The organism is Salinicola sp. 4072, assembly GCF_036663415.1.
In the GTDB taxonomy this organism is placed as follows: domain Bacteria; phylum Pseudomonadota; class Gammaproteobacteria; order Pseudomonadales; family Halomonadaceae; genus Salinicola; species Salinicola salarius_A.
The window spans coordinates 156,427-162,894 of record NZ_JAXOVV010000001.1; the positions used below are offsets into that span (position 1 = coordinate 156,427).

Genomic DNA, 6,468 nt, shown 5'->3' on the forward strand with positions numbered 1-6,468 from the left:
AGACACCCTCATCCTGTTGTCGGCTGGCGTCAGTCCTTGACGCCGGTTATCGGGATTATCCATCAATCGTCGGGATCGTTGTCGGCCCACCCCAGCTCCCGGGTTAGCCAATGAGAGACACCTTCCGACCAGCCCGTTGGCCCCTGGGCCTTGGTCCGATAGATCTGCGAGCCTTCCAGCGGCATCGGTTGGCCGTGACTGGCGGCGATGACGACCGCCATGTCGGTGGCTGCCAGCAGCGCCAGATCGTTGGGGCCATCCCCCAGACCGATCGTCCGCGGGCGATAGCCGCGCAACGCCTCGAAGCGCGCCACCAGCCAGTCCGACGCCTGCCCCTTGTCGACCGCGCCCATCACGTGCCAGAAGCGCCCGCCGCGGGTCAGGCGCAGGCCGTCGACACGCAGTGTCTCGTGCAATGCCTGCAGTTTGGCGTCGTCGTCTTCCCACACCAGCGGCTCGCTGCCTTCTCGCGTCATCGCCTGTTCGGCGCCGGCGGCGCTGAGCCCGGTCAGCGCCTGCACCTCGGCCAGATCCATCTCGCCCATGCGCCGAAAATTCAGGCCGTGGCGTTCACGGACCACGTCCAGGCGCCGTCGGATATAGTCGACGTCCATGCTCGGCGTCTTGACCACCAGGCCATCCGGCGAGGCAGGATCGCGATCCAGCCGGGCATGCTGCCAGGAAGGCGGCAGCCCGATCACCGCGCCGTTCTCGGCAATGAAGGGAGTCTGTTCGAGCCCCAGCTCCTGGCGCAGCGCGAGCAGCTCGGCGCGCGTCTTGCTGGTGGTGGGAATGACCGGGATCGCCTGTTGCTCCAGGCGCGTCAGCCAGGCCAATGCCGGCTGCCAGTCGTAGGTGTCGTGATCCAGCAGCGATCCATCGAGATCGGTAAACACCAACAGGGGCGGTTTGTTCAGGGCCGGCTGTGTCATGGCATCACCCGCATCGCTTCACCTCGTCATGTCGTACGCGATCGGCTGCTTGTCAGCAGACGTATAGGTGAAGGTAGCACGGATCATGCCAAACACGACGGCCCGAGACATCCATGGGTGTCTCGGGCCGTCGTCATCGGTTTCGTAGCTTCGGAACGCACAACAATGCACCATCATGGTGCACTGCCGCGTACGCGCGCGCTGTTATCGCCCGTGGCGTGCAGCCACTGCCATTACCCCGGCCAGCGTGGCCCGGTCGCTGTCGATCGACTCGACACGGATGCCGGCCGCTTCCAGCGCGATGGTATAGCTTTCACGCAGCGAATCGGCGCCGACCAGCCGCACGGTATCGAGCCCGGGGCGAGCCTGTCGCATGGCGTGTACCTCTTCCCCGATCAGCACGCCGGAGAGGAAGCTGCCCACCTGCCCCGCTTCGAGCCCGGCATAGAGATGCCGGCTGCGCGCCTCGAACAGCGCATGCATCACGCCGCCGGGGCAACCCGCCCGGGAAACGCCCAGCCGGAACGCCGACTCGTCGAACGGCGCCTCGTCGCGGGCCGGCTCCCCCGGCAAGGTGTGGAAGCGCACGGCGTGATAGAGCTCGCCGGTCATTACCGTGGTGAACTCGGTCATCCGGCCGCCCTCGAGCCGCGCCCACTTGCTGTGCGTACCCGGCAGACAGCAATCGCCGCTGTCGACACCCGCCAGCGCCAGCGCGCCGAATGCCTGGACCTCTTCGCCGCGCATCACGTCGACGTGCTCCGGCGTCACCTGCTTGACGCCCGGCACGATCCAGACGTTATCGAGCCCGGGCGCGGCGACCACGTTATCCGCCAGGTCGGCGGCCGTGGCCGGCAGTTCCAGCTGCGGCGCCTCGAACCAGCCCCGCGCCGAACCCACCATCCCGGCCAGATAGACCGGGACCGTTTCAGCGCCCCAAGACGCGCCTTCAGCGCCCGAATACGCGCCCTCAGCGCCCGAAGCCGCACCTTCAGCGCCCGAAGCCGCGCCGCCGCCATTCCGCCAGTCGTCGGTCTGCGACGCGCAGTAATGCGGAAACTCGCTCTGGCTCAGCGCGCGCAGGCCGGAGGCCGAACGCCGGCTGTCCAGCACCTCGCCGCTGGCCGTATCGACCAGAAACGCCCGGAAATTGCTGGTGCCCCAGTCGATGATGATCAGACGATCAGGGATCTCGCCGCTCATGCATCGGCCTCGCGTTCCAGCTGCTCCGCGTGACTGGCGACTTCGCGCAGGCGGCGCCACTCCTCGACCAGCTCGGCGGCGATCCTGCCGACCTCGTCGGCGCTGCGCCCCGGCTTGTAGAGATTGCTGCCGAAGCCGAAGCCGGCCACGCCATGGGCATGCCACTCGCTCATGTTGCTCTTGTCGATACCGCCGACCGCCAGCACCGGCAAGCCCTTGGGCAGGATCGCGTTGATGGACTTGAAATAGCCCGTCCCCAGATCCGCCGCCGGGAACAGCTTGAGCGCCGTCGCCCCCGCCTTCGCCGCCGCCAGCGCCTCGCTCGGCGTCATGCAGCCGATCATCGGCGCCAGGCCGTGCTCGACGCCGGCCCGGATCACCTCCGGGTCGGTGTTGGGCGTGATCAGCAGCGGCGCCTCGAGCGATGCCAGCCGCTCGGCATGAACCGGATCCAGCACCGTGCCGGCGCCGATCACCACGTCGTCCGGGCAGCGCTTGGCCACGGCAGCGATGCTGTCCCACGCCCGCGGCGAATTGAGCGGAATCTCGATCAGCTTGAAGCCCGACGCCACCAGCGCATCGAACACCGCATCGATCTCCTCCGGCGTGATCCCGCGCAGGATGGCCACCAGCGGCCGCTCGCGCAGCGCCGTTTCGAGTGCAAACTTACGCGTCTCGTTCATTTCTCTCTCCTCGTTTCGGCCGGTCTAAAGTCGCGTGATCGAGCGCAGCCAGCAGAGCGCCAGGTACGGAATGCTCCAGCGCCAGCCGAGCCGCGCATTTCTGGATGCTCTGCGTCGGCGAGCGAAGACGGCTGAGCGCCAAGTACGGTGCGCTCAAGAGCCAGCCGAGCGAGCTGAAGCGCAAGGCGCCCGGCGCACAGAACCCGGAGCATATGGGGTATATGTGAGGAGTTCGCGCACCGGGCAACACTGCGATTCGCTCGCGCAGGCGGCTATCGAGCGTGCCGTTACCATTCCGCGATCGAACCATCCTCATGCGTCCAAACCGGATTCCTCCAGCGATGGCCGACCTTGGAACGCTCCTCGACGAAGGCCTCGTCGATCTCGACGCCCAGCCCCGGCCCCTGCGGGATCGAGCAGTAACCGTCCTCGATCGCCAGGGCATTCTTGTCCACCAGGTAATCGAGCACGTCGTTGTCCCGATTGTAGTGGATGCCCATGCTCTGCTCCTGGATGAAGGCGTTGTGATTGACCGCATCCACGTGCAGCGAGGCGGCCAGGGTCAACGGCCCCAGCGGGCAGTGCGGCGCCAGCGCCACGTCGAAGCAGGAGGCCAGCGTGGCGATCTTCATCCCTTCGCTGATCCCGCCGCAGTGAGAAAGATCGGGCTGGACGATGTCCACCATGCCCTCGACGAGCAGGTCGCGGAACTGGTAGCGGGTGTGCAGCCGCTCCCCCGTGGCGATGGGATACCCCAGGCCGCCGGCGATATGCTTGAGACTCGGCAGGTGTTCCGGCAGCACCGGCTCTTCAACGAACATCGGATGATACGGCTCCAGCTCGCGCAGCAATGCCTTGGCCATGGGCCGATGCACGCGGCCGTGGAAATCGATGCCGATGCCCACGTCCGGCCCTACCGCATCACGTGCCTCGGCGACACGGGCCACGGCTTCGTCCACCTTGGCGTGGGAATCGACGATCGCCATCTCGGCGGTGCCGTTCATCTTGAAGGCGGTGAAGCCCTTGTCGACCAGCGCCTTGGCGCCGGCGCCGACATCGCTCGGCTTGTCGCCGCCCGTCCAGGCGTACATGCGCATCTTGTCGCGACAGGCGCCACCCAGCAGCTGGTGGACCGGCACACCCAGATCGCGCCCCTTGAGATCCCACAGCGCCTGGTCGATGCCGGCGATGGCGCTCATCAGAATCGGGCCGCCACGGTAGAAACCGGCGCGGTACATAATGTTCCACAGATGCTCGATGCGGCGCGGATCCTGTCCGATCAGATAATCGGACAGCTCATGCACCGCCGCCTCAACGGTAGCGGCACGCCCCTCGACCACGGGCTCGCCCCAGCCGTAACAGCCCTCGTCGGTCTCGATCTTGAGAAACAGCCAGCGCGGCGGCACCTGCCAGGTCTTGAGTTGCGTAATTTTCATGGGTCACCCTGTCTATCCAATCGGCGCGACAATGCGCCGACTCATGAATCCTTCGACTCATACGAGTTCGAAACGTTGACACGCTCGGCGTTGCCCCGAGCGTACTCCCGATCCGCCAGCGTCGCGAGCGTAGCCCGGCCACTGGCCGGGCTCATTCGGCGACGTCTCACACCAGCCACAGCGCCAGATCCGGCCATGCCAGCAGCAGCGCCAGCACGCAGAGCTGAATGGCGATGAACGGCAGCAGGGAAACGAAGATATCCTTCAGGCTGATCGAGGGTGGCGCCACACCCTTGAGGTAGAACGCAGCCGGCCCGAACGGTGGCGTCAGGAACGACACCTGCATGTTCACCGCGAACAGAATGCCGAACCAAATCGGGTCGTAGCCAAGCTGCGTCACGATCGGCACGAAGATCGGCAGCGTCAGCATCGCGACGCCTATCCAGTCGAGGAACATCCCCAACACCAGCAGGATCAGCATCATCACCAGCATGATCACGATCGGCGCGACATCCAGCCCCATGATCATCTGCGAGATGAAGCGATTGCCGCCCATCAGGTTGTAGACCCCCACCAGCGCAGCAGCCCCGATGCCGATCCAGATGATCATGCCGCAGGTGCTCAGGGTCTGGTTCAGGCTGGCATGCAGCGTCTTGATCGAGAACTCGCCACGCAGGATGATCGCCACGAACACGCCGAAGACCCCCATGGCCGCCGCTTCGGTGACCGAGGCGACACCGCCGTAGATCGTGCCCAGCACCAGAAACGCGATCAGTCCGGGCACCAGGATCGCCTTGAGCGCCTGCCCTTTGGTCTTGATCTCGTTGTTCTCCCGCTCCTCCGCGGTCAGCGGCGGTCCCAGCTTCGGGTTCTTCAGGCACCGCAGCAGCACGTAGAGAATGTAGCTGCCCATCAGCACCAGCGCCGGGGTGATGGCTGCAGTGAACAGATCCGCGATCGACTGGCTGGCGATCAGGCCGTAGATGATCAGCACGATCGACGGCGGCATCATCGTGCCCAGCGAGCCGCCGGCACAGACCACACCGATGGAAAGATGCTTGTCGTAGCCCAGGCGCAGCATCTGCGGCAGCGCCAGAATCCCCAGCAGCACGATCTCGCCGCCGATGATCCCCGACAGCGCCGCGAGGAAGAACGCCACGACCACGGTCTGGATCGCCACGCCGCCAGGCAGACGCCCGGCAAAGACCCGCATGGCATTGAACAGATCCCTGGCGATGCCGGATCGATCCAACAGCGACGCCATCAGCACGAACATGGGCACCGCGACCAGCGAATACTCGGTAATGAAGCTGTAGACACGACTGGTGACCAGCGGCAGCGCCATCGGCCCGAACCAGCCGAACGTGAAGCACAGCGCCACCAGGCCGGTAATGAACGCCAGCGGCAGACCGGTAACCAGCAGCGCAAAGATGGCCCCGACCAGCAGCCAGGTTCCCGTTGCGATATCCATCAGACGTTCTCCCCGCGGTCATGATTCGCCGCCGGGCGTCGCCCGGTCACGCTCTGGTAGAGATGCCACAGCGCCTGCAGCGTCATCAGCACCAGCGCCGCCAGAATCACCGTCTTCACCAGTGCCGGGAACGGCGGGTTCCACGAGGTTCCCGAACGCTCCAGACGCCAGTCCCCCATGGGGCCATGGGTCGCCGTCCAGCTCATGGTGAAGGCCGCGTAGCTCATGCCGAGGCAGAAGCCCAGCGTGACCAGGTCATTGAAGACATCCAGGGCACGCTTCAGGCGCGGGCCGGCGGTGTCGTACAGCACACGAACGCGAATGTGGCGGTTGCTCGCCATGGCGACGGGGCCACCGATCGCAAAGGTCAGCGCCACCAGCATCACCACGGATTCATGCACCCAGGAGGTCGGCGAATCGAAGCCGTAACGCATGATCACTTCGAACACGCTGATCGCCATGGCGATGAAGACCAGCCAGGCCGCATAACGGCCGCCCCGGCGCACCCAGCGGTCCAGCGGCGTACGGATCTCGTCGTTGCTTTCCTCTTCCGGAACCTGGTTCTGAATCGGTTCCGGCGGCCCTTCCTGCACCGGCATCGTGACCTCGTCCGTATTACGTGTCGGTTGTGTCATCGTGGGTTTTCCTCGAACGCCAGTCGAACATCGCCGCGCCGGGGCGCCCCCGCGCGGCCGAGTAGGATGGCGGCGGGGGTTACAAAGGGGGTTGTATTTGAGGTAGCC

Annotated in this window: 6 protein-coding genes; all 6 read right to left on the minus strand. The window is 65.7% G+C overall.

From position 1 onward, the window contains the following. Positions 1-62: 62 nt before the first annotated feature. The 6 genes from R3F72_RS00680 to R3F72_RS00705 all read right to left on the minus strand — a co-directional run bounded on the left by R3F72_RS00680 (position 63) and on the right by R3F72_RS00705 (position 6,360). The gene (locus R3F72_RS00680) at positions 63-932 is read right to left on the minus strand and encodes an HAD-IIB family hydrolase (protein ID WP_332778647.1); all 870 of its coding nucleotides are present in this window, start codon (positions 930-932) and stop codon (positions 63-65) included. Positions 933-1,136: 204 nt separating this feature from the next. After that, positions 1,137-2,135 carry a 2-dehydro-3-deoxygalactonokinase gene (locus tag R3F72_RS00685; protein WP_332778648.1) on the minus strand — a complete coding sequence of 333 codons (999 nt, stop codon included), beginning with the start codon at positions 2,133-2,135 and terminating at the stop codon, positions 1,137-1,139. After that, on the minus strand, positions 2,132-2,818 hold the full coding sequence (locus tag R3F72_RS00690; RefSeq protein WP_332778649.1) for a 2-dehydro-3-deoxy-6-phosphogalactonate aldolase: 687 nt from the start codon (positions 2,816-2,818) through the stop codon (positions 2,132-2,134). The genes R3F72_RS00685 and R3F72_RS00690 overlap by 4 nt, the downstream gene beginning before the upstream one ends. A gap of 287 nt (positions 2,819-3,105) precedes the next feature. Continuing rightward, positions 3,106-4,254, minus strand: coding sequence for a galactonate dehydratase (dgoD, locus tag R3F72_RS00695; RefSeq protein WP_087719194.1), 1,149 nt, complete (start codon positions 4,252-4,254; stop codon positions 3,106-3,108). Positions 4,255-4,420: 166 nt separating this feature from the next. Beyond that, the gene (locus R3F72_RS00700; RefSeq protein ID WP_322529121.1) at positions 4,421-5,725 is read right to left on the minus strand and encodes a TRAP transporter large permease; all 1,305 of its coding nucleotides are present in this window, start codon (positions 5,723-5,725) and stop codon (positions 4,421-4,423) included. Further along, complete coding sequence (locus R3F72_RS00705; protein WP_332778650.1) at positions 5,725-6,360, minus strand: TRAP transporter small permease subunit; 636 nt, start codon at positions 6,358-6,360, stop codon at positions 5,725-5,727. The genes R3F72_RS00700 and R3F72_RS00705 overlap by 1 nt, the downstream gene beginning before the upstream one ends. Positions 6,361-6,468: the final 108 nt, after the last annotated feature.